The sequence below is a fragment of the Achromobacter sp. UMC46 genome (assembly GCF_014170335.1).
Lineage (GTDB): Bacteria > Pseudomonadota > Gammaproteobacteria > Burkholderiales > Burkholderiaceae_B > Achromobacter.
This window is the reverse complement of the sequence record NZ_LZZS01000004.1, coordinates 807,941-831,100: the sequence shown is the minus strand read 5'-3', so window position 1 is coordinate 831,100 and position 23,160 is coordinate 807,941. Positions and strand designations below refer to the sequence as shown.

Annotated in this window: 21 protein-coding genes; 5 read left to right on the top strand and 16 right to left on the bottom strand. The window is 65.8% G+C overall.

Features of this window, described 5'->3' with window-relative positions; genetic code table 11:
- Positions 1 to 48 precede the first annotated feature (48 nt).
- Both A9973_RS06785 and acnA read left to right on the top strand, forming a co-directional pair.
- Positions 49 to 978, top strand: coding sequence for a LysR family transcriptional regulator (locus A9973_RS06785; protein ID WP_183012961.1), 930 nt, complete (start codon positions 49 to 51; stop codon positions 976 to 978).
- A gap of 308 nt (positions 979 to 1,286) precedes the next feature.
- A complete protein-coding gene (acnA, locus tag A9973_RS06780) occupies positions 1,287 to 3,992 on the top strand; it encodes an aconitate hydratase AcnA (protein ID WP_183012960.1) in 2,706 nt (901 codons plus the stop codon).
- 134 nt (positions 3,993 to 4,126) lie between these two features.
- Here the strand turns inward: acnA and A9973_RS06775 are convergent, their stop codons facing one another.
- Complete coding sequence (locus tag A9973_RS06775) at positions 4,127 to 4,903, bottom strand: class III extradiol ring-cleavage dioxygenase (protein ID WP_183012959.1); 777 nt, start codon at positions 4,901 to 4,903, stop codon at positions 4,127 to 4,129.
- A gap of 240 nt (positions 4,904 to 5,143) precedes the next feature.
- Here A9973_RS06775 and A9973_RS06770 point away from each other — a divergent pair, with 240 nt between their 5' ends.
- From A9973_RS06770 to efp, 3 genes are all read left to right on the top strand, one after another.
- A complete protein-coding gene (locus A9973_RS06770; protein ID WP_183012958.1) occupies positions 5,144 to 6,346 on the top strand; it encodes a DUF2863 family protein in 1,203 nt (400 codons plus the stop codon).
- A 6-nt stretch (positions 6,347 to 6,352) separates the two neighbouring features.
- Positions 6,353 to 7,465, top strand: a complete 1,113-nt coding sequence (earP, locus tag A9973_RS06765; protein ID WP_183012957.1) for an elongation factor P maturation arginine rhamnosyltransferase EarP — start codon at positions 6,353 to 6,355, stop codon at positions 7,463 to 7,465.
- A 175-nt stretch (positions 7,466 to 7,640) separates the two neighbouring features.
- A complete protein-coding gene (efp, locus tag A9973_RS06760; protein ID WP_183012956.1) occupies positions 7,641 to 8,201 on the top strand; it encodes an elongation factor P in 561 nt (186 codons plus the stop codon).
- 89 nt (positions 8,202 to 8,290) lie between these two features.
- On the opposite strand, the gene A9973_RS06755 is transcribed toward efp, so the two are convergent.
- The 15 genes from A9973_RS06755 to A9973_RS06685 form a co-directional block, all read right to left on the bottom strand.
- Positions 8,291 to 8,749, bottom strand: a complete 459-nt coding sequence (locus A9973_RS06755) for a DUF1178 family protein (protein ID WP_183012955.1) — start codon at positions 8,747 to 8,749, stop codon at positions 8,291 to 8,293.
- Positions 8,750 to 8,884: 135 nt separating this feature from the next.
- The gene (locus A9973_RS06750) at positions 8,885 to 9,595 is read right to left on the bottom strand and encodes a DUF2968 domain-containing protein (RefSeq protein ID WP_183012954.1); all 711 of its coding nucleotides are present in this window, start codon (positions 9,593 to 9,595) and stop codon (positions 8,885 to 8,887) included.
- 117 nt (positions 9,596 to 9,712) lie between these two features.
- Positions 9,713 to 11,113, bottom strand: a complete 1,401-nt coding sequence (locus tag A9973_RS06745; protein ID WP_183012953.1) for a sigma 54-interacting transcriptional regulator — start codon at positions 11,111 to 11,113, stop codon at positions 9,713 to 9,715.
- 43 nt (positions 11,114 to 11,156) lie between these two features.
- The gene (locus A9973_RS06740) at positions 11,157 to 13,265 is read right to left on the bottom strand and encodes a pilus assembly protein TadG-related protein (RefSeq protein ID WP_183012952.1); all 2,109 of its coding nucleotides are present in this window, start codon (positions 13,263 to 13,265) and stop codon (positions 11,157 to 11,159) included.
- Positions 13,266 to 13,295: 30 nt separating this feature from the next.
- The gene (locus A9973_RS06735; protein WP_183012951.1) at positions 13,296 to 13,766 is read right to left on the bottom strand and encodes a DUF3613 domain-containing protein; all 471 of its coding nucleotides are present in this window, start codon (positions 13,764 to 13,766) and stop codon (positions 13,296 to 13,298) included.
- Positions 13,767 to 13,788: 22 nt separating this feature from the next.
- The gene (locus A9973_RS06730) at positions 13,789 to 14,673 is read right to left on the bottom strand and encodes a tetratricopeptide repeat protein (RefSeq protein WP_183013188.1); all 885 of its coding nucleotides are present in this window, start codon (positions 14,671 to 14,673) and stop codon (positions 13,789 to 13,791) included.
- Positions 14,673 to 15,674 (bottom strand): type II secretion system F family protein, encoded by a 1,002-nt coding sequence (locus A9973_RS06725; protein WP_183012950.1) that lies wholly within the window; start codon positions 15,672 to 15,674, stop codon positions 14,673 to 14,675. The genes A9973_RS06730 and A9973_RS06725 overlap by 1 nt, the downstream gene beginning before the upstream one ends.
- A gap of 13 nt (positions 15,675 to 15,687) precedes the next feature.
- On the bottom strand, positions 15,688 to 16,614 hold the full coding sequence (locus A9973_RS06720) for a type II secretion system F family protein (protein ID WP_183012949.1): 927 nt from the start codon (positions 16,612 to 16,614) through the stop codon (positions 15,688 to 15,690).
- Positions 16,614 to 17,969, bottom strand: coding sequence for a CpaF family protein (locus A9973_RS06715; RefSeq protein ID WP_183012948.1), 1,356 nt, complete (start codon positions 17,967 to 17,969; stop codon positions 16,614 to 16,616). The genes A9973_RS06720 and A9973_RS06715 overlap by 1 nt, the downstream gene beginning before the upstream one ends.
- 33 nt (positions 17,970 to 18,002) lie before the next feature.
- The gene (locus A9973_RS06710) at positions 18,003 to 19,346 is read right to left on the bottom strand and encodes a pilus assembly protein CpaE (RefSeq protein WP_183012947.1); all 1,344 of its coding nucleotides are present in this window, start codon (positions 19,344 to 19,346) and stop codon (positions 18,003 to 18,005) included.
- Entirely contained in the window at positions 19,343 to 20,710 is a 1,368-nt protein-coding gene (locus A9973_RS06705) for a type II and III secretion system protein family protein (RefSeq protein WP_183012946.1), read from the bottom strand. Before A9973_RS06705 ends, A9973_RS06710 begins: the two co-directional genes overlap by 4 nt.
- A gap of 63 nt (positions 20,711 to 20,773) precedes the next feature.
- Positions 20,774 to 21,742 (bottom strand): Flp pilus assembly protein CpaB, encoded by a 969-nt coding sequence (cpaB, locus tag A9973_RS06700; protein WP_183012945.1) that lies wholly within the window; start codon positions 21,740 to 21,742, stop codon positions 20,774 to 20,776.
- Positions 21,739 to 22,230, bottom strand: coding sequence for a TadE/TadG family type IV pilus assembly protein (locus tag A9973_RS06695; protein WP_183012944.1), 492 nt, complete (start codon positions 22,228 to 22,230; stop codon positions 21,739 to 21,741). Before A9973_RS06695 ends, cpaB begins: the two co-directional genes overlap by 4 nt.
- Before the next feature lies 1 nt (position 22,231).
- On the bottom strand, positions 22,232 to 22,660 hold the full coding sequence (locus tag A9973_RS06690) for a TadE/TadG family type IV pilus assembly protein (RefSeq protein ID WP_370539460.1): 429 nt from the start codon (positions 22,658 to 22,660) through the stop codon (positions 22,232 to 22,234).
- Positions 22,627 to 23,133 carry a prepilin peptidase gene (locus A9973_RS06685; protein ID WP_183013187.1) on the bottom strand — a complete coding sequence of 169 codons (507 nt, stop codon included), beginning with the start codon at positions 23,131 to 23,133 and terminating at the stop codon, positions 22,627 to 22,629. Before A9973_RS06685 ends, A9973_RS06690 begins: the two co-directional genes overlap by 34 nt.
- Positions 23,134 to 23,160: the final 27 nt, after the last annotated feature.

Below are 23,160 nucleotides of genomic sequence, written 5' to 3'. Positions count from 1 at the left end.
CACTTTGAGTAAACTCTGTTTCCTCACAGGCAACAATCGACGACACCCATGTCCGCCTTGCCCGCGCTAGATCTGAATCTGATCCAGTTGTTCGTGACCATCGTCGAAGCGGGCACGCTCAGCGAAGCCGCCTTGCGCCAGGGCGTGACGCGGTCTCACGTCAGCCGAAATCTGCAGAAGCTGGAACGGGCATTCGGGGCGCAATTGATTCGCCGGACAACCCGCCGGCTGGAACTCACGCATCAAGGCAGCGTGCTGTACGAGCACGGCGCCCGCATGGCGCGCGAGGTGGATTCCGCCCGCCACGCCTTGCAGAAGCTGGGCGCCGAGCCCACCGGCCATGTGCGCCTTTCCCTGCCCACAGGACTGGGCGAACTCGACGCCCTGCGCCCATTGCTGGTGCGCTTTGCCCTGGAACACCCCAGCCTGAGCCTGCGCGTGCTGTTCTCGAACCGGGTCAGCGACCTGATTTCGTCGGAGATCGACGTGGCATTGCGCGTGGTCTCTTCGCCCCCGCAGGACTACGTGGCGCGCGAACTGGGCGACGTGAAGTGGCACTTGTGCGCCGCCCCCGCGTATCTGCAACGCGCCGGCACGCCCTCGCATCCGCGCGACCTGGGCCGGCTGGACTTCCTTTGCCCGCCCGGCCCCAAACCGCAGGCGGCGCTGCGCCTGCTGCGCAAGGGGCAGGCCTACGAGGTCAAGTTGGCGCCCCGGTTGCAATCCGAGTACTTCCCGTTCCTGGCCGACGCGGCCCGCGACGGCGCCGGCGTGGCGCTGTTGCCCGCCTATATCGTGCAGCCCGACCTGGAATCGGGACGGCTGCGCGAAGTGCTGCCCGCCTACAAGGCGGAAGGGCCCGGCGACAAGCTCTTCATCCTGACCTCGCCGACCCCCTACCCGTCCACCGCCCAGCGCGCGCTGGTGGATTATCTGAAGGCCGAACTCGAGCCGCTGCTACGCGATTTCCTGGCCTGACGCGGCCTTGCCCGTGCTGCGGAGGGCGCCTGCGCCGCCCGCCATCCAACTGTAGGACTTCCTTGGTAAAAACGCGGGGTCTTGCGGGCTTGGCCCTTGTCCGCCAAAGTAGGGGTTTTGCAGCAGTTCCGGCTGCCGTTTACCGGAACGGGGGCGGAACTTTGACGTGCTAGCCAGGTCTTATATAAGATATAAGACACAAAGCCGCACGCGGGCTTGTCTCCCCTACAATGACAAACGCGCAAAAACGCCAAAAATTGCCGCCTGCGCTCGGGCAGATAGAGCCAGGCAAAACCACGGAGTCCATCATGCCGCACAACACCCTAGATACTCTCAAGAACTTCAAGATCGGCAATAAATCCTGTCAGTACTATTCGCTGCCGGCATTGGGCAAGTCCCTCGGCATCGATGTGCAGCGGCTCCCGGTTTCGGTCCGCATCGTGCTGGAATCCGTGCTGCGCAACTGTGACGGCAAGAAGGTCACCGAAGAACACGTCAAGCAGCTCGCCAACTGGCAGGCCAACGCCCGCCGCGAAGACGAGATCCCCTTCGTCGTGGCGCGCGTGGTGCTGCAGGACTTCACCGGCGTGCCGCTGCTGGCCGACATCGCCGCCATGCGCTCGGTGGCCGACAAAATGGGCAAGAGCCCCAAGAGCATCGAACCCCTGGTGCCGGTGGACCTGGTGGTCGACCACTCGGTCATGATCGATTACTTCGGCACCAAGAATGCGCTGGACCTGAACATGAAGCTGGAATTCAAGCGCAACCAGGAGCGCTACCAGTTCATGAAGTGGGGCATGCAGGCGTTCGACACGTTCGGCGTCGTGCCCCCGGGCTTCGGCATCGTCCACCAGGTCAATCTGGAATACCTGGCGCGCGGCGTGCACCAGGACAAGAAGAACAACGTCTACTACCCCGACTCGCTGGTGGGCACCGACAGCCACACCACGATGATCAACGGCATCGGCGTGGTGGGCTGGGGCGTGGGCGGCATCGAGGCCGAAGCCGGCATGCTGGGCCAGCCCGTGTATTTCCTGACGCCCGACGTGGTCGGCGTGGAGCTCAAGGGCCAGTTGCGCGGCGGCGTCACCGCCACCGACCTGGTGCTGACCATCACCGAAATGCTGCGCCGTGAAAAAGTGGTGGGCAAGTTCGTCGAATTCTGCGGCGAAGGCACCGCCAGCCTGACCGTGGCCGAACGCGCCACCATCGGCAACATGGCGCCCGAGTACGGCGCCACCATGGGCTTCTTCCCGGTCGACGAACGCACCATCGACTACTTCCGCGGCACCGGCCGCACGGAAGACGAGATCGCCGCCTTCGAAGCCTATTTCAAGGCGCAGAAGATGTTCGGCATCCCGGCCGCCCAGGACATCAACTTCACCAAGCTGCTGACGCTGGACCTGTCCACCGTGGCCCCGTCGCTGGCCGGCCCGAAGCGTCCGCAGGACCGCATCGAAATCGGCAACGTCAAGAACACGTTCATCGACCTGTTCTCCAAGCCCGTCGCTGAAAACGGCTTCAACCAGCCTTCTGAAAAACTGGGCAAGACCTTCACGACCAGCGCCGGTACGCAGATCAAGAACGGCGACATCCTGATCGCCGCCATCACGTCCTGCACCAACACGTCCAACCCCAACGTGCTGCTGGCCGCCGGCCTGCTGGCCAAGAAGGCCGTGGAAGCCGGGCTGAAGGTTCCCAAGCACATCAAGACCTCGCTTGCCCCGGGATCGCGCGTCGTCACCGACTACCTGACCAAGACGGGCCTCTTGCCGTACCTGGAAAAGCTGGGCTTCGACGTGGCCGCCTACGGCTGCACCACCTGCATCGGCAACGCGGGCGACCTGACGCCGGACCTGAACGAAGCCATCACCGGCAACGACCTGGTGTGCTCGGCCGTGCTGTCCGGCAACCGCAACTTCGAAGCGCGCATCCACCCGAACATCAAGGCCAACTTCCTGGCCTCGCCGCCGCTGGTCGTGGCCTATGCGCTGGCCGGCACCGTCACGCGCGACCTGATGACGGAACCGGTTGGCCGCGGCAAGAACGGCGACGTCTGGCTGGGCGACATCTGGCCGACGTCCGAAGAAGTCGAAGCGCTGATGAAGCATGCGCTGGACCCGAAGGTCTTCGAGGCCAACTACGGCCAGGTCAAGAGCAACCCGGGCAAGCTCTGGGAGAACATCAAGGGCGTCAGCGGCGACACCTACAACTGGCCGGATTCGACCTACATCGCCGAACCGCCCTTCTTCGAAGGCTTCGGCATGACGCCGGCCGCGATGCCCGCCGTCAAGGGCGCCCGCGCGCTGGGCGTGTTCGGCGACTCGGTCACGACCGACCACATCTCGCCCGCCGGCTCCATCAAGGAAACGTCGCCCGCCGGCAAGTGGCTGAAGGCCAACGGTGTCATGAAGGCCGATTTCAACAGCTATGGCTCGCGCCGCGGCAACCATGAAATCATGATGCGCGGGACGTTCGCCAACGTGCGCATCAAGAACCTGATGATCCCGTCGCTGCCGGACGGCAGCCGCTTCGAAGGCGGCGAAACCCTGTTCCAGCCCACCGGCGAACAGATGTCTATCTATGACGCGGCCATGAAGTACGTGGCCGACGGCACGCCCACCGTCGTGTTCGGCGGCGAAGAATACGGCACCGGGTCGTCGCGCGACTGGGCAGCCAAGGGCACCCAGCTTCTCGGCGTCAAGGCCGTGGTCACCCGCAGCTTCGAACGCATTCACCGCAGCAACCTGGTGGGCATGGGCGTGCTGCCGCTGCAGTTCAAGGGCGCCGACAGCGTGCAGTCGCTGGGCATCACCGGCGAAGAGACCTACGACATCTCGGGCCTGGAAAACGGCATCAAGCCGATGCAGGACGTGACGCTGACGATCACCCGCAAGGATGGTTCGAAGCAGGATGTGACGGTGCTGCTGCGCATCGACACGCCGATCGAGGTCGACTACTACCAGCACGGCGGCATCCTGCCCTTCGTGCTGCGCCAACTGCTGGCCGCTTAAGCCCTTTCGCGGGCCCCGCGGCATAGGGCCTCGCGATATGAAAAGCCCCGGAACCTTGCGGTTCTGAACTGACCCCCGAAAGTTGGACATTGATCCAACCTTCGGGGGTTTTTACATGGCGCCTGGCGGACGGTTCAGTCGTCGAACTGATACGCGTCCATCGCCAGCGCGCCGTACGAGACCTCGTCGTTCAGGCGCTTGGCCGACACCCCGCCCGCCCCCAGCGCCACGTACAGCGGCATCAGGTGGTCGTCATGCGGGTGCGCTTGCGTCGCGCCGGGCGCCTGCGCCTGCCAATCCAGCAGGGCCGGCACATCGTGCTCCGCAAGGCGATGCGCATACCAATCCTGGAACGCCGGCACGTAAGGCACGGCCGGCGCGTCATGCGGCATCCGGACGTGGCGCAGATTGTGCGTCAACGACCCCGATCCGATGATCAGGATGCCCTCGTCGCGCAGCGGCGCCAGCGCGCGGCCCAGCGCCATCTGGCCGGCGGCGTCGCGCGCCATGTCCAGCGACAGCTGCACCACCGGCACGTCGACCTCGGGGTACAGGTAGCGCAGCGGCACCCAGGCGCCATGGTCCAGCGGACGGCGCGGATCGCGGTCGGCGGCGATGCCGGATTCGGCCAGCAGCGCCTGCACGCGCGCCGCCAGTTCGGGCGAGCCCGGCGCCGCATACTGCAGCGTGTAGAGCTCCGGCGGAAAGCCCCCGAAATCATGCCAGGCCACTTGCTGGTCCCGGGTGGACAGGGCCAGCCCTTCGCCCATCCAGTGGGGCGACACCACCAGGATGCCGCGGGGCTTCTGGCCTTGCGCCAGGCTCCACGCCGCCAACACGGGGCCGGTCAAGCCGGGTTCAACGGCCAGCATGGGCGAGCCGTGGGAAACGAAAAGCGTAGGCCAACGCATGGCGAAGCCTCCAGGAATGATGTCGATGAACCTATTTTCGGACGTTTCGAATCAGCAATAAACCCCCTCTGCAGGGATGATCTGTTGCCCGATCCGCATTAATCAAACGGACCCTGCCGCGTGGCCTGCCCGCGGCCACGCCATTGCGCCCCCGGCGGGCCCGGGTCCGCCCCGAATGCCGAGGCGCGCGGCGGGCGTTAAACTACGTCGTTACACACTTACTGGACGTCCCCCGAAGTTATGGCCCGATCCCGCAGCCAATCCGCTCCCCGCATGACCCGTGACGCGACCCGCCTGGTTGCGCTTGCCCAGGCGCTCAACCGCTCGGGCAGCCGCGTCGAAGACGTGTTCTGGGAGAACCAGCTTGGCGAAGCGATTCCCAAGCTGCTGAAAGCTGGGCAGGACGCTCCGCTGGAAGCGGCCCTGGACCACCTCGCGCAAAGCGACATAGGCGCCTATGAAGTCTTGATCGAACAGGCGGAAACCCTGTCTGAATCGATGAAGATCGAAAAGAACGGCGTCGTGTACGACGTGCTGCTGATCGTTGCGCCCATCGTCGCCTGGACCCGTTACGCCATCCCCACCGGCCCCGTCTCCGCCTCCGCCCAGCAGGCGCTGCTGGCCCAGTTGCACGGCCATGTGCTGTCCAGCCAGGCGCGCACGGCACTGATGCCCATGCTGGTCAGCGTGGACGAAATGCCCCGCACGTTCGGCGAAACCTGGCAATGGCTGCAACGCCTGGGCACGCAGGCGCTGGGCGCGGAAACGACCAAGCCGGCCCTGAACACCGAAACCGAAACCGCGAACATGCTGGCCGACACGCGCTACATCATCGGTGCCGTCGCGGTGCCCGAGAACGCGCCGATCTTCCGCTGGCAGGAACAACTGGGCGAAGCCGAAGCCAGCCGCGACGCGTGCCAGGAACAATGGGCTGCGCAGGCGCAGCCCACCCTGGCCGCCCTGCTGCCGGGCTGCGGCTTCGAAGCGCTGCTGCCCGACGCCTATTACGTCAGCAACCGCGAAGCCGACCGGCGCGTGCGCCCGTTGTCGCTGCGCGCAGCCATCAGCTGGCTGGAAGGCGCGGTCAGCCTGGAAGCCTCGCAGTTGCGCGCGGTCGTGGCCGGCTGCGGCGAAAGCCGTATTGACGAATACCGTATCGGCTTCACCGCACGCAGCAGCAACGACGTCTACTACGGCTGCGTGTGGCCCTTGTACGGACGCGAAGAAGAGCTCCCGTCCGACGAAGGCCAGGCCGACGTGGTCGACGAGATCACGGCGTTGCTGAAGGAATACGGCGTCACCGAAGTGCGCCGCATCCCCGGCGTGCTGCCTGCCGAGTACTGCGAAGACTGCGGCGCGCCCTACTTCCCGAACCCGTTGGGCGAACTGGTTCACGCCGAACTGCCCGAAGACGCCGAAGCGGCCCCCGCCAAGTTCCACTAAGCCGTCATGCAAGCAGACATCTTTTGCCGGGTCGTCGATAACTACGGCGACATCGGCGTCTGCTGGCGGCTGGCGCGCCGGCTGGCCCGAGGCAGTGGCTGGGATATCCGCCTGTGGGTGGACGATCTGGCCAGCTTCGCGCGCATCCAGCCCGGCATCGCGCCCCAAGCGGCGCGGCAGCAACTGGGCGGCGTGGACATCGTGCATTGGTCCGATGCGCCCGACCCGGCCCTGACGGCGCGCGACGTCGTCATCGAGGCCTTCGCCTGCGATCCCCCGCCGGCGTTCGTGGATAGCATGCGCCGCGTGCATCCCGCATGGATCAACCTGGAATACTTGAGCGCCGAGGCCTGGGTGGAAAGCTGCCACGGCCTGCCGTCGCAGCGCCCGGACGGCTTGGTGAAGCACTTTTTCTTCCCCGGCTTCACGGCCGCCACCGGCGGCCTGCTGCGCGAGCCCGGACTCAGTGCCGAACGCGACGCGATGCAGTCGTCCATGGACCTGCAGAACGGCTTCCTGCGATCGCTGGGCGTGGACGACGCCGTGTTGTTGCGCCGCCACGACGGCGCCCGCACGGTGTCCCTGTTTTGTTATCCCACGGCGCCCGTCGATGCCCTGGTCCAGGCGCTGACCGCCGACGCGCGGCCCAGCGTGCTGCTGGTCCCCGAGGGCGTGGCACCCGGGTTGGAAGCGGCCTGCGCCGCGCCAGACGCCCCTCCCCTGGCGCGCCTGCCCTTTGTAGCCCAGCCGGATTTCGACCGCCTGCTCTGGTGCGCGGACCTGAACTTCGTGCGCGGCGAGGATTCCTTCATCCGCGCGGCCTGGGCGGCGCGTCCCCTCGTCTGGCAGATTTACCCCCAGGACGAGAACATCCATCTGGAAAAACTGGATGCCTGGTTGGCCCGCTATCCGGCCCCGGATTCCGCGCATGCGCTGATTCGCGCGTGGAACCAGCCGGAAACGGGCCAGACCGCCGCGGCCGTCGCCCAGGCGCTTGCGCCCGATGCGTGGCAAGCCTGGTCGGCTGCCGCGCGGCACTGGGATGCCAGCCAGGCCGCCCTGCCCGATCTGGCCGAAAATCTGGCGGACTTTTGCGCAGACTTGGCCAAGAAACGTTAGAATAGAGAGTTTTCTGAGTCGCCCTGAATTTGTCGGGCCTCAACTATGACGCCTCCCGGGGTGTGCATGAAACCGCTGTCAGGGGCTTTTTTCCCGGACCTTTAGCTCGTGATTTTTGCGAAGGCGGCTTTTTGCAAGCACGGCGAGTGCACCCATCCCCCCCGGAGTTTTATCGATGAAAACCGCTCAGGAATTGCGAGTCGGCAACGTGGTCATGGTCGGCAAGGATCCCCTCGTGGTCCAGAAAGCCGAATACAACAAGTCTGGCCGTAACGCTGCTGTTGTGAAGCTGAAGTTCAAGAACCTGTTGACCGCATCGGCCAGCGAATCGGTCTACAAGGCCGACGAAAAGTTCGAAGTCGTCCAACTGGATCGCAAGGAGTGCACCTACTCCTACTTCGGCGACCCGATGTACGTCTTCATGGACCAAGAGTACAACCAGTACGAAATCGAAGCCGAAAGCATGGGCGACGCCCTGAACTACCTGGAAGAAGCGATGCCCGTGGAAGTGGTCTTCTACGACGGCCGCGCCATCTCGGTTGAACTGCCCACCACGCTCGTGCGCGAAATCACCTACACCGAACCCGCCGTCCGCGGCGACACGTCGGGCAAGGTCACGAAGCCGGCCAAGATCAACACCGGCTACGAACTGAACGTGCCGCTGTTCTGCGCCATCGGCGACAAGATCGAAATCGACACCCGCACGAACGAATACCGCAGCCGCGTCAACAACTGATCCGGCAACAGCGACAAAAAAAGCCAGACCTTCGGGTCTGGCTTTTTTCATTGGCGCCGCATTGATCGCAGACGCCCGTCCTGCAAACCTTACTGCAAACGCTCGTCGTCCAGGAAATCCGGCACGGCCATGACGTCGATGCCGTCGTCGGCCAGCGCCTCGCGCTCTTCGGGCGTGGCGGTGCCCCGGATGGGGCGCTCGTCGGCATCGCCCTCGTGGATGCGGCGCGCCTCTTCGGCGAAACGCGGCCCCACGTTCTCGGTATTGCGCAGCAAGGCGCGCACCTGCTTCATCACGACCGCCTGCAAGGCGGCCATTTTCTCGGCCTCGGACGCGCCCGCCGGCACGGCGGGCGGCTGGGCCGGCGCATGCAGGTGGGACACGTTCAGGCGTGGCGCCGACAGGCGCTTGGTGATGCTGGCCGACCCGCAAACCGGGCACGTGACCAAGCCACGCGCCTGTTGCGCGTCATAGTCATCGTGCGATCCGAACCAGCCTTCGAAAATGTGGCTGTGCTCGCACTGGAGGTCGAAAACTTTGAGAGCCATGGTTGCTATATGGGGTCCAGCAGCCAGAATACAAGAATCCGCCCGCAAGGGGCGCCATCCCCCCGCTTGAAGCGGGGAATGGGCGGCGCCCAAGAAAAACGGGCCCGAAGGCCCGTCCTGGCGATTGGCGCCGACTTACTTGCCGCGCTTGGCGGCCGGGCTGGCGTTGATTTGCGCCTGCTGAGCCTGCAACGAATCGATCTGGCGCTGCAGATCGCGCAGTTGCTGGCGCACGTCCTTTTGCTGATCGGCCAGTGCCGTGGTCTCCTGACGCGACTGCTCCTGGCGTGCCGCGACCTGCTCTTCCTGCTGCATGCGCAGCGTGCGGTCGGCCTGCAACGTGCTGAGCTGGGCGTTGCGGCTGGCCAGCAGCTTCTCGGCGTTCGCGTATTCGGCTTGCAGCTTGATGCGTTTGATGTCCACTTCAGCCAAATCGGCGGATTGGGCGGCAAACGCGCGGTACGTGGATTCGGCCTGCTTTTCCGACACGGTCTTCAGCACGCGCCAGAAATCCTTCTGCTGGAACAGGGCGACGTAATAGGTCAGGTCGTCCGGCTTGAACAGCAGGCTGGCGCCGTACGTCCCGTTGTAAGCGGTGCGCAGCTCCGAAACCTGGCGGCTCTGGATCAGGCCCTGCAATTCCGCCACGGTGGACGACGGGCGCGCGGCCGCTGCGGGGGCGGCAGGCGGCGGGGTCACGGGCGTGGAGGCGGCCGGCGCGTCCTCGACCTGCTTAACCGTGGGCCGCGGCGCTTCGGATTGCGCGCTGGCGCAAGCCGCCAGGCCGGACAGTGCCGTGCCTAACAGCGCCATGCGAGTGGCGGCACGGATAAATTGGACGTTCATGCCTTCCCCAAAAAAATCGTTGCGGAACTATAGCAATTTATTTCGCTCACGGCTGACCGACTTACATTCGTCGCGAGTAAATTTGTGGCCCCGTACGGGCCTTTCCCTATTGCATGATCAGGACGCCTCGACAACCCCCTCCGCCGTTTCGCCCTGGCCGCCCCCAAGATGCAGTTTCCGCATCTTTTCCCAGAGCACCTTGCGGCTGATCCCCAAGGTATTGGCGGTGTCCTGGCGGCGCCAGCCATTGACGTCCAGCGCGGCCAGGATACGGGCGCGCTCGGCGCGCTCGGCATCGGTGAATACGGGCGGTTCGCACAGCGTGCTTGGCCCGCCCAGGGTGCCGGCTGCGCGCAGCGGCTCCCCGATCTGATCAAATATGCGTTCAATGCGCGCCTGGTCCCAATTCTTGAACTGCCGGCGCATGATCGCCACGCGCTCCGCCACATTGGACAATTCGCGCACGTTGCCGGCATAGCGGGTGCGCGCCACGCGCGCCAGCAGCCAGTCCGGCGGCTCGCCGTCTCCGCCCAGCCGCTCGAGCAAGGCGCGGAAAATGGCGATTTTCTCTTCCGGCCCGCGCTGCTCCAGGTTGGGGATGCGCAGCTCGATCACCGCCAGGCGGTAATAGAGGTCCGCCCGGAACTCGTCCTGGCCCACCAGCACCCGCAAATCCTTGTTGGTTGCCGCGACCAGCCGGAAATCCACCGGGATCTCCACGCTGGAACCCAGGCGCGTCACGGCGCTCTGCTCCAGCACCCGCAGCAATTTGACCTGCTGGTACAGCGGCAGATCGCCGATCTCGTCCAGGAACAGCGTGCCGCCGTTGGCCTGTTCGAAATAGCCCTTGTGCGCGCCGACCGCCCCGGTGAAGGCGCCTTTCGCATGGCCGAAGAAATGCGCTTCGAACAGGCCTTCAGGGATGGCGCCGCAGTTGACCGCCACGAACGGCCCGTCCGACCATTCCGCTCGATCGTGCAACAGCCGGGCGATGCGCTCCTTGCCCACGCCCGTTTCGCCGTGGATCAGCGCATTGCTGCGGCAGTCGGCGAACATCTCGGCTTCGGCCAGCAGCGCCCGCATGGGTTCGGACACAGCGATCAACGGCTGTTCGCGCTTGGGCGCGGTACGGCTGAACTGGTCCAGCGTACCCAGCAATTCGAACAACAGCTTGCGCAGGTCCGCCGTCGTGAAGGACAGCGGCAAGGTGTACGAATATTCAGGCGGGTAGTAGCGCGAATCGCGCCCGCGGGCCTCGGCCGCCACCCATATCACCGGCATGGCCTGAACCGCCAGCCAGTCGAAACCGCTGAACCGGTTGTCGCCCATCACCGATACCGACACCAGCGCCACGGCGGGGCGCGTCGGGTCGCGCGGCGGCGGAAACGCAGTGCCGGCATCCGCGCGCACCAGCGACACATCCATGCCGACCAGGCAGCGCTCCGCCCGGGAGGCAATATCGGAAGTGCCCTCCCATACGTACACGTCGAACTCGTCGCGGGCGAATTTCTGGGTCATGGCTTGAACGCCAAGGCGCGGGCGGGAATCAAAGGCTTCATCATCAGTACACCAAACGGGGCTGGCCGCAATCCACGGACAGCAGCGAGACGTCGGTCTGGCCGACGCTCAGGCCAAGCAGGTTGAGCAGTTGCTGCAGCAGGCCCGACAGCGGCGCCAGAATAGGCTGCAACAGGTTCACGACGATGGACAGCACGCCGCTAATCTGCGAGCTGCCGCTAAGCGCCATGGTCGCCACCGAGTTGATGCGGCACTGGCGGATGGCGCTTGGGGTGATACCCAACGCGCAGACGACGTCATTCAAAGGCGCCAGCAGCAATGAACTCAGGATATTGCCGACCAGTTGCAGGGTGCCGCCCAGCACACCCGTCAAGCCCCCGGTCGACAGGCGGGTGCTCAACTGGTTCAGCGCGGTCGTGGACCATTGCAAGTTGTTGACCACTTGCGAGATGGAGTTGCCGGCGCTGCTGCCGCCGCCGCCCACCAGATCCGTCGCCAGCGCCGTGCGTTCGGCCGACGTCAGGGGCGTGCCGGTATTGAAGAGATCGCCCAGAATGCCGCCGATCAGCGCATCCGACAGGTTGGACGCCAGCGCGCCCAGGTCGATGGAGGTGGCGTTGACGGTCTGCGTCGACGGCGTGCCCGGAGGCTCGGTCAGCGTCACGGAGACGGGCGCGGCGGAGTTGAAAATCGGCAACGTGACCTTGGCGGTCAACGGCAGGATGCCCAGCACGTTCAACACCTGATGGCGCTGGATGGCGGCAAACGCGCTGGGCTGACAGCTATTGGTCAGCGACACGAAGTTCGCGGCGTTCTGGTCGGTGCTGGAGGTCATGCCCGGGAAGCGCCCCAGGCAGACGTTGGCGACGGAGGACGTCACCGCGATCGTCGCCTGCGACTCCGTCAGCGGCGCCTGGCACAGGTTCGTCAATGTGCCGGTGGACTGCGCGACGTCGATGATGATCGGCAAGTCCACCTTCGTGCCCAGCGTATTCGCCAGCAAGGGGCCCACCAACGGGATATTGGCGGTATTGACGCGCAGATACACGCGGATGCCGGCGCTGGTGGCCTGGGTGCCGATGCCCCCGACCGCCAGCGTGGGCGGTTCCACCACGCGCACGCGGGCGTCCACGCCCAGCAACGGCACGCTCAGACCCAGATTGATGAGGTTCTGCCCGTTGGCGATGACCAGGGCGGTCTCAAGCAGGTTCAACGCGTTGACGTTGGCTGCCAGGGCGCCGGTGGCGTCTCCCCCCGCCACCGAGAGGTTCAGCACGCCGCCGTCGCCAAAGAGCTTGACCGGCAGGTTCAACGGCATCACGGCCAGCACCGTATTGATGGCGTTGTTGATAAGACCAATGCTGGCTCCAGCGGTGCCGCTCTGATTGACCACCGTCAACGTGGCGTTGAGCAGCTGCCCCAGCGTCAGGTTGTTGACCGCCGCCAGTTCGGCAGGGGTGCCCACACCGGTGGCCACCGACAGGGGCAAGCCCAATGCCTTCAGCAAACCGGATGGCGTGATGTTGACGCTAGCCAGGCCCGCCGCGTCCAGCACATCCAGTTGCGCGGGCGTCGCCCCGACGGAGGCCAGCAGTTGCGACAACAGCCCACCCCTTTCCAGGCGCAGCAGGCGCGAACCCACCATGAATGCGGCGACGGGCTGCGTATTCGTCGCCACGGCGGTGGTCGTGACCAACGTGCCGTTGTCCGCGCCGCCTGAGAAGTTGGGGACGATGCTGGTCAGCCGTTTGCTGACCGTCACGCGCACGGCATTAAACGGCTGCCCGCTGGCGGCATCGAAGACATGCATGCCCGTGGCGTCGGCACGGCTTGAATCCCATACCTTGCACTCGACGGTGACATCGGCCGCCGTGAAGGCCTGGAAGAAACCAGGCAGGTTGGCCAGCGCCGACGTCCGGCCGGCGGTGCCCGCCCGCGCGCAGTCCGCTGCGGCCCCCATGCCCAGCACCTGCACCGCCGACAGCGCCGCGAGGTCGGCCCCTTTCTGCATCTCGCGCTTCATGTAGAAGCTGTAGGACACGTGCGCGACCCCAAGCAGCACCAGCCCCACCAGTACCGCGAACACGACAGCCACGGTGATGCTGCCGCGCTGGCGCAGCAAAGCCGAGGAACGCAAAGACGCGGCGGGCATGGTCGGCAGGCTCCGGCTCGAATCCGAGCCTTAATTGGTGTTCTTGGTTTCCACCCGCTTCTGGAACCATTCCGGGATCGGCTGCCTGAAGCTGTCCACGTAACGAGTCCAGGCCGCCGATGAGACCGGTCCCAGAATGGGCAACGCGCCCCCTGCGCGACGGCCGTCTGCCTGGGCTGCCAACAATCCCCGGGTCACATCGCCGAAGCCTTCCCGGACCTCGGCGGCGGCCGGCGGCGCAGCCACCGGTGCCGCTGGTGCCGCCGCCTGCGCCGCCGCGGACGCATCGGTCTGCGGCATCGACGTCTGCACTTGCTGCACCACGGGCCGGTTCGGCAAGGCGGCCGCCGGCAGCGGCGCCGGCTGCGCGGCGCCCGCCGCCGCCCCGCCCGACATGTTTCCGGTCAACGGCGCGTTCGACTGGGCCTGGGCGCTCAGGGGCGCAAGCGCGGTCAACGCCAGCGCCACGGAAAAGGAACGGATCAAACGAGGTTGAGACATGAGAGTTTTCCTGAACACGGAGTTAACGCACGATGGGCCCATTGCCCAGGCCATCCATCAACGGACTCATCATTGGCATCACGCTGCCTTCGCCGCTGGACACGCGGGTAGCCGCCTGGCCGCCGACTGCCGCCGATGCCGGCATCGGCGCGGGGGCCCGATGGCTGCGGATTTCGGAAGCCAGACGCAGCACCTGGCCGCGCGCATCGTCCCCAAGCTGTGCCCGGTCCATCAGGTTCTGGGCCTTGGCCGGATCGCCTTCGACCAGCAGCAGCACCGCCATATTGGCCAGCACCTTGCCGTTCTCCGGCGCCAGTTCGGCCGCCTGGCCGAGCGGCACCCGGGCGCCATCCACATCGCCGGCGCGCAGCCGCGCATAGCCCAGATCGCCGAGGAACCGCGCGTTCATGGGCGCCAATCTGGCCGCGCGGGAAAAATAGTCGACCGCCTGATCGAATTGGCCGCGACCGCCCGCGATCAGCCCCAGGCCGTGCCAACCATCCGCCGCCTGATCGCCACTGGTCAGGGCGCGATAGGCCTGCTCGCTCAACGCGGTCTGGCCGGTCTGGCGCAAGGCGTCCGCGCGCATGACGGCCAGCCGGCTGTCATTGCCGAATTTCTGCTGATACGCCTCGATGTACGCCAGCGAGGCGAAATAGCGTTCCTGGCGCTGCGCTTCGGAAATCAAGGAGAGCATCATCTCCGGTTCTTTGGGCCGGCGGCGGCCCTCCGCCTCGTCCTCTTTCTGACGGGCCAGCGCTTGATCCTGCTGCTGTTGCTGCATCAGCTGCCAGGCCGTTTCCGCACTGTTGGTCTTGCATCCGCTCAAGCCTGCGGCCGCGGCGACCGCCGCGGCCAAAAGGGTCCAGCGCAATGCGCCCTGCCGACTTCCTGTCGCACCCGCCATCATGTCCCCCCCATGCGCGACATCGCGCGTATCACCGCTACAAATCCCGATCCGCCGGTGACGATCAGCAGCGCGGGCAGCAAGGTCACGATCATGACGCCCGTCATCTTGACCGTGGTCTTGCCGACTTTCTCTTTCAATTCAAGGCGCCGCGAATCCCGCAGGCGCTCGCCAAAACGGTTCAGCGGCTCTTGCACCGCCCCGCCGTGCTGATCCACCTGCGCGATCAGGCGGCAGATGGCGGACAGGTCGTCGTTGTCGAATCCGGCGGCCAGCCTCGCCAGCGATTGCTCGCGAGTGCGGCCGCGCACGTAGAGCTCGGAGGCCAGGCGCAATTCCTGCGACAGCACCGGCAGCACCTGCCCGAACTCCGTCACCAGCACCTGCATGCTCTGATCGATCGACAGGCCCACGCCCTGCAAGAGGCGCAACAGGTCGATCAGCAAAGGCAGTTCGTCCGCGGCCAGCCGGCGGCGTTGCGCCACGCGCCGCCGCACGAACCATTTGGGCAGCATGTAGCCGACGGCAAAACCCAGGAAAGCCGCCACTAGCATGCCCGACAAGGAATCGACATAGTGGTAGCGCAGGCCCAGCGTCACCGCGGCGATGGGCAGCAAGATCGCCAGCCCGAACCGGAACACGACGAAACGCGACCTTGCGTTCGCCGCATCGGCGTACCCGGCGATGTCCACCAGCTTGCGGTCTTCGGCGGCCAGCAGGGTTTCGGCCAACCGGCCTTCGCTCAGGCGCTTGCCGAACGAATCCGCCGCCCGCGTGGCGGCCGCAAACCTGCCCTGCCCGTCTTGCGCGGGCATGGCCGCCGCCGCTGCCGCGCCGCCCATCTGGCGCGACGCCAGCGCGTGATCCACGATCTGCCGGTTTCTGTTTTGGCCGCGCAACCGGCGCACGATGCCCACGCCCAGCACCAGCATGGCCGCAGCGATCAACATCAGCCCCATCGCCAACACGGAGGTAACGCTCCAGGAGTTCAGGATATCCATCTCATCACTCCCATCAAATGGACTTTGCCATGCGGTACAGCCAATAGCTGCCGACGAGCTGCAGCACCACGGCGGTCACCAGCATCTTGAACCCGGCCGGATCGCGCCACAGGTTCATGAAAAGATCGTTGTTCGTCAACATGATGAAGCCGCCGATGCCCACGGGCAGCAGCGCCAGCACCCAGGCGGAAAGCCGGATCTCGGCGGAACTCGCCGACAGCTCATTGCGCGCCTGCGCCACATCGCGCATGAAGGCGGCCATGCGCTCCAGCACCTGATCGCTGCGGCCGCCGAAACGCATCGCCAGCGACACCACGGCGGCAATCATGTAAAGCTCTTTCAACCCGTACAAGCGGGACACGTGCACCAGGGCCGCATCCAGTTCCTTGGCGGAACGGCTCAGGCTGGCGGCCGTTTCCACGACCTCCCGCAACGGTTCGTCAGTGGTGGCGGCCGCGGTCTGAAACGCGGCCCCCATGCTGTTGCCGATCGTGATCAGGCGCACGATGTTGTCCAGGAACGCCGGCAACTGCGAAATCATCCGGCGCTGGCGCTTGTCGGCGCGCAACCACAGCAGGAAGTACTCCAGGATGGCCACGAGCAACAGCGTCACGATGCCGGACAAGACGCCCAAAGTCAGCCACGCCAGCGCCGCCAGCCCCAACAGGGGCACCGCAAGCCGCACGTAAAGCCCCATGCTTTGGCGCACGCCCGCCAGCAGCAGCAAGCGGTCCCATCCCGGCAGGCCGCTGCGCAACGCGCGCGCGCTTTCGAAGATCGCCTCGGGCTTGGAAGACGCGTCGCGCCCCCGGTTCAATTGGTTTTCCAGGAAGGACGAGCTTGCGGCCCGGCGGGCGCCGCTGTTGGCGTGACGCCAAAGCAGCACCGCGCCGATAGCCAGCACCAACGCCAAGCCTCCCAGCACCAGGGCTTGCATCATCAACGCCTCCGGCTCCAGAATCCGCCGCCGTCGTTATCGCCCGGCCCGGGATCGTTGGCGCGCGCCTCGGTGCGCATCTTGGCAAGCTTGGGCGTGTGGGGGTGGATCCCCAGCCAGTTCCAGCGGTCCTTCTCTTCGCCCTCGGGCGTCGTAAAGGTTTCGTGGCGATAGAGCTCCTGAGTGGAAATCACGTTGTCGCCCATGCCGGTGACCTCGGTCACTGACAGCACGCGGCGCTTGCCGTTGGACAGGCGGCCGATCTGCACGATGAAATCCAGCGCGCTGGCGATCTGCCTGCGCAGGCTGTCTTCGCTTCCCTGGAAGCCGGCGAAGCCCGCCAGCATCTCGATCCGGTACAGGCATTCGCGCGGCGAGTTCGCGTGGATGGTCGCCATCGACCCTTCATGGCCCGTATTCATCGCCTGCAGCATGTCCATGACTTCCGCGCCGCGCACTTCGCCCACCACGACGCGGTCCGGACGCATCCGCAGGCTGTTGCGGATCAGTTCGCGGATACTGACCGCGCCGCTGCCGTCGAAGCCGCCCTGGCGCGATTCCAGCCGCACCACGTGCGGGTGGTTCAGCGAGAGTTCCGCCGTGTCTTCCACGGTGACGACGCGCTCCGTTTCCGGAATGAAGAACGCCAGCGCATTGAGCAGCGACGTCTTGCCGGAGCTGGTGCCGCCGGACACCAGCACGTTGCAGCGGTTTTTGACCGCTTCGTGCAGCAGCCGGTAGATCTCTTCGTCGAACGAGCCCAGGGTCAGCAGATCGGCGGGCTTGAGCGGATCCTGGCGAAACTTGCGGATCGACACCATTGGCCCGTCCACGGCCAGCGGCTCGATCACCACGTTCAGGCGGCCGCCGTCGGGCAGGCGGGCGTCCACCATGGGACTGGATTCGTCCAGGCGGCGACCGATCGGCGCCAGGATGCGCCGCACGATACGCAGCACATGCTGGTTGTCGGTGAACCGCAGCGTTTCGCGGGCCAGCACGCCACGACGCGACACGAACACGTTGTCGTAGCCGTTGATCAGGATGTCTTCGACGGCCGGATCGGCCAGCAAGTCTTCCAGCGGCCCCAAGCCTGCCAATTCCTTCGTCAAGGCCTCCGCGATCTGCCGCATTTCGGCCTCGTTGATCGGCACCCTGCGCAAGCGCACGAAACTCGCGACCTCGATATCGACGAATTCCTGGATCGCCGACCGCGCCCACCGGCCGAACTCCGCGCCCAACTCCTCGATACGCGAGAGCAGGTGCTCGTACGCCGCCGTCTTCACTTCCTGGAAGCGGTTCGACGCCGAGAACCCCTTGTCGCCATCACCGCCAAACTCTATCGTCGCTGTCATGATCATGTCGGCTTCCGTTGCAGTCCTTGCGTCGTTCCGTTAACCGACGACCATACGGCGGTGCACGCCGGGCAGCCACGTGGCCAGCCAGCTTGCCCGCCCACCGGGCGTGCTTTCTTCCGCCCCCAGCTTTTCCACCAGCCCTTGCACGGCGCGCACGTAGATGTCGCGCTCGGCGTCTTCGTGCAGCAGGTGCCCCTGGTTCGTGCACACCATCAAGGCCAGCGTGCGGTCCGGCAAGGTGCCCACCAGTTCCAACTGGAAGCGTTCGGCGATTTGCTGCGCGGTCATGCCGTAGCGCTCGTCGTACCGGTTGACGATCAGGCCCAGGCTGCGGCGGTCCACGTGCAATTGCTCAAGCTCTTGCAGCAGCCCGGCCAGCGACACCAGGGCGCCGACGCTCTGATCGGTCACGATCCAGTTCTGTTCCGATGCGCGCGCCAGGCCCGCCACGAATTCCGGATTGGTGAATCCGCCTGAATCGGCGATCACCACGCCGAAATGCTGGCGCATGCGTTCAAACACCAACAGCGAATCTGACTGCGACACATCCCGCATCAGGCCCAGGTCGCGCGGCAGAGACAGGACGCTGAGGCCGTTGGCCGTATGCGGCATGGCCGACGCCAGCAACGTGGAATCCAGACGGCGCAGGTTGCGCGCCGCCTCGGAGAAATCGAATTCCCCGCCAATGTTCAGATACAGCTGGCAGTCACCCACGGGCCAGCCCAGGTCCATCAGCGCAACGCGGCTGGACAGCGGCAGCGAGGAGCCCGGCTCGGCGGCCGCCGCCTTGGCGCTCTTGCCGCCATGGGCGGTGGCGCGCATGCCGTGCGCCTGCTTCAAGCGGTCCTGCGCCATGTGGGCCAGATGTACAGCCAAGGTGCTGGCGCCCACGCCGGGGCGCGCGCCCAGCAGCAGGACGCTGCGCCGCGAACCGTCCGCGCGCCCGCCTTCCGCCTGCGCGTCCAGCAGCCGCAGCACGATATCCTTGATTTCCTGCGGCGCGATCGTCGGATCGACAAAATCGCTGACGCCCGCCCGCAGGGCGGCAATGGCGCCCTCAGGCTGGCTCAGCAAACCCACCGCGACGCGCGGCAAGGTCGGTGCGATGCGCGCCAGCAGACGCGCCAGTTCGGCTGACTTGAACAGTTTCCCGGGCTCGTCTTCGCTGAGCGTGAAATCCAGGAACACCACTTGCGGCGATATCTCCGCCAGACGCCGTGCCAATTCTTCGTTGCCGGGACACTCCTGGGTCAGCATGCCCATATCGCCCAACACCTGCCCCAATTGCACCGCGACATCCGCCCCCTTGGAGCAGAACAAAAACCGCTTGCTGTTTTGCAGGCCAACCCACTCGCTTGCATGTGTCTTCATATTGTTCACCGCGAAAAACCCGGCATTTGCTGGCCGCCCATGGGACCCGTCAGGTAGTAGCCCCAGGCGTTGAAGCCGTTTTCCGCACGCTCTTGCTTTTCCCCCGGCATTGGCAGGTTTACCCCGCGTGCGATGGGGCGGACCAGGCGCGGCGTCACGACGATGACCAACTCGGTTTCCTCTTGCGTGTAATCGAGGCTGCGGAAGAACGAACCGATGATCGGCAGGTCGCCCAGCAAAGGCACCTTGCTGACCATCGCTTTGGTCTGGCGCGAAACCAGGCCGCTGATCACGAAGCTTTCGCCATCGCCCAATTCGACGGTCGTGTCGGCGCGGCGGGTGCGCAGCGCCGGGATGATCGAGCTGGAATCCGTGCCGCTGTTCAGCACGATGCCGTTGCTGTAGTCCAGTTCACTGGCCTCGGGCGCCACTTTCAGCGAAATGCGGTCGCGGGACAGCACCGTGGGCGTGACGGTCAACCCGATGCCGAAAGGCTTGAACGTGACCGACACCGTCCCCAGTCCACCGGCTTCGGGGATCGGCAGTTCGCCGCCCGCCAGGAAGCTGGCGCTTTGCCCGGTCATGGCCACCAGCGTGGGCTCGGCCAGCACGCGTGCCATGCCGTTGGTCTGCAGCAGGCGCAGGTTGGCGGAAAAATTCTTGGTGTCGTAGAACAGCGAGAACCCAGATGCCGCCGATGCCAGGTTGGACGGAATGAGGCTGTTGGTCGCGCTCCATGGGCCTCTGCCGCCGGCGCTCCAATTGATGCCCGCCTCTTTCATCACCGAACGCGACACTTCGACGACCTTGACCTCCACTTGAACGATGCCGCCTGTGCCGGCGGAAGACACGTCGACGACGTTCTTATCGCCCCCCACGGCGGAGGCCGCAATGGCGGCCGAGGCCACCTGCCCCATCGGTGTCTCGGCATGGCCGGACACGACCGCCCGATCTCCCGCGATATCGACGTTGGCGCCGCCGGCGATGCCGCGCGTGGCCAGCGCGCCCTGGACGCTGCCGCCCACGCGCAAGTTCCAGACCTGCGGCGCCGCGTTGTTGCCGCTCCAGATCTGCAACTGTGTCGTGCCCGGCTTCTTCCCGTAGATCAGTATCGATCCCGCGCGCTTGCCGGAGGCCGGCAAGACCTTCACATCGGCCACGTCGGGGTCGCCGATCGCGATGCGCGACGGCGCGGCGCCGTCCAGCAGCAGCGTCTGCTGCCCCTTCACGGACAATGCAAGATCGCGAGCCGGCGCAGGCGCATTCGAGCCCGGCGCGGACGCCGCGGTCTGCGCGGTGGCAAGGACGCCGTGGGACATCGCCGCTGCCGCCGACAGGAGGCAGATCAAGGTGGTGCGCTGAGTGTTCTTCATTGTGCTGAATCTAGTCATATGAGAGAGTCCAGCCGCGCCTGGCGCCTAGCCGCGCGGCCATGTTCAATAACGCACACGTTCGGATTTGTCTCCGCGCAAGATCTCCACCGTCCTGCCGCCGCCTCCGCCGGAATTCGCACCGCGCACCGGTGCGGCAGGGGCTCGCGCGGCAGTCGTCGTCCCGTCAAGCTGGACCAGGCTTTCGCCGGCGAACGCACGGTTCGGTCCCTGTTTGAGCGCTTCGCGTTGCTCGGGCGTCAAATCCGCGCGGGTCGGCAAGACCGTGCCGCGCTGCGCGAACAATTGCGTATCGGGCATGCTGTCGTCATTCAATGGCCGCAACGCCAGTTGCAGGCGACCCGAACGGCTGGCCAGAATGAGTTCATTCACATGTTCCACCGGCACCGCCAGTACTGCGGTCTTGGCGGGTTGGGCCGGCTGGGCCGGCGCGCCCGGCTGCCCGGCCGAACCCCTCTCCGGCCCGTCCACGGAATCCTTGCCATAAGCCAGCACGCGTACCTGCGATTGCAGCAGCCGCGATTGGCCGCCGGGAACTTCCTGGCCTTTTTCGATCATGAAGAACACGTCAACCCAGTCACCGGGCGCGACGCGGTTGCCGCCCCCGATCACTTCGTCCACCGCGATCGCCACGGCGCGCTCGCCTGCCTTCAACTGACGCGCCAGCCCTTGCGCCAACAGGCTGGGCAGGAGCGGGTCGCCCGCGGCGATATCGACCTTCGTGACGGCGCCTTCCAATACGGCCACGGCGTTGTAGCCGCCGGACAGCGGCGCCTGCCATTCGTCCACCCGCAGCATGCCCTCGCTATGGATGCGCGAACCGGCCGGAATCGCCTCTTTGGCTACGACGACCGGATAGAGCTTGACCGGCGCGGCAGCAGCCGGCGCGGAAGGCGCGGACGCGACACTGACCGGCGGGCTCGTGGGCGCGGACGCCAGCCGCCAAGCGACGAAGGCCAGCACAAGCCCCGCCACCAACAAAAACCCCGCGACGATCTTGCTCAAACTGCTCATGGTGTCCCTTGCGATATCTGAACAACGGCTTGCGAATGCAAACGGGTAGGAATCCAGTTCGGTCCCATGCCCGGCAATGTGGTGATCAGGCGCTGCAAGGTGGCCAGCAGCGGCCAGGATTGGGTGTTGTAGGTCAAGCCGACGGTGGCGCAATTGGCTTGCTGCCCCCCCGAGCCGCTCCAGGCGCACGGTGCGCTGGTGGTGGCGCAGACGACCGCGGAGCCTGTCGAGAACGCGCTCATCGCGGCCGAGCACGCCGCCGCCGGCACATTGGCCTGGCCGTTGAATCGGGCAAACACGGCAGCGCGGGCGCCGTCCGTCGCGGCTGACGCCAATTGCTGCTGCATCCAGAACAGCACCGCGAAGCTGAGCACGCCGCAGATGAACATCAGCAACATGATCAAGGTCAAGGAGAATTCCAGCGCAGCGATGCCGCGTTGGCAGGACAACGACGGCCGGCCGGCACGGTGGCGCAAGATGGCGCGCATATCAGCGTTCCCCATTCAGATGCACCGTCGCGCGGGCGCTCAGCACCCCGGAGGCCGGCATCAGCACCGTTTGCAGCAACGGCAGCGCCGGAATCAGCGGATGCGCGCCGTAGGCATAGGACACGGTGACTTCGACCTGGCCGTCGGCAAGGGCACGGCCGCTGCAGGCTCCGCCCGCCGAGCTGCTCAGCGCGCCCGTGCTGCCGCAGACCGCTACTTGAACGGCGGACGCCGACATGGAACTGATCCATTGCGCCTGATACAAGGCGGCATCGCGCCCGGCATTGGCCCGGACGGCGAGCGACGGCGTGCCCTCTTGCCACTGCAAGACCTTGCGCGCGCCTTCTTGCGCGGCAAGCGTCACGGATTGTTGTGCGGCGGCCACCAGCGAGTACGTCAGAATCGCGTAGAACACCAGGAAGAACACCACGAATACCAGGCCGAATTCAACGGCATACACGCCACGCTGAGCGCGGCGGCTCCCAGGTATGCGGCATAGGGAATTTGGCGAAGGCGATGGGCCACGGGCCAGTACCGCGACGCGATTACATAGAGCAAGCCATGCAGGCCAGCCAGCAGGCTCGCCAGTACCAGCACCAGGATCAGCGGCGCGATCCCCAGCAGCAGCCCGATGATGGCGATGGCCTTGACGTCGCCCGCGCCCATCAGGCGCCGGCTCCACAGGATCAAGAACGGAATCGCCGCCAGAAATCCGGCAAGCGTCATGAATCCACCGGCGAATCTGGGCGGGTAGACCCAGCCCGGGACGGCCCATGCGGCCGCCAGCCAAAGCAGCTGTGCCACGAACCCCGCGACGATCAACGCGTTGGGGACACGGCGGTAGCGCAGATCGTTGTAGATCAGCACCAGAGTCCAGCATGCGAATAGCAGCCACCACAACACTTCCCCTGGATACAAGGCGGGACCTTC